At 48.6% G+C, this 222-nt stretch carries 2 tRNA genes; both read right to left on the bottom strand.

Features of this window, described 5'->3' with window-relative positions:
* Positions 1-25: 25 nt before the first annotated feature.
* Positions 26-100, bottom strand: a tRNA-Glu gene (locus CHI06_RS29265).
* Between the two features lie 23 nt (positions 101-123).
* Positions 124-215, bottom strand: a tRNA-Ser gene (locus CHI06_RS29260).
* Positions 216-222: the final 7 nt, after the last annotated feature.

Below are 222 nucleotides of genomic sequence, written 5' to 3'. Positions count from 1 at the left end.
TATATAAGATGTTGAGACATAACACTGGTGACCCCTACGGGATTCGAACCCGTGTTACCTCCGTGAAAGGGAGGTGTCTTAACCACTTGACCAAGGGGCCATTGATAATAGATTGTGTTTTTATGGCGGAGAGCAAGGGATTTGAACCCTTGAGACAGGGTTACCCGCCTACACGATTTCCAATCGTGCTCCTTCGGCCACTCGGACAGCTCTCCATAAAAG

The sequence above is a fragment of the Bacillus sp. 7884-1 genome, from assembly GCF_002272245.1.
Classification (GTDB): domain Bacteria; phylum Bacillota; class Bacilli; order Bacillales; family Cytobacillaceae; genus Neobacillus.
Note: the sequence above shows the minus strand (reverse complement) of the source record. Positions and strands in the feature narration are given on the sequence as shown.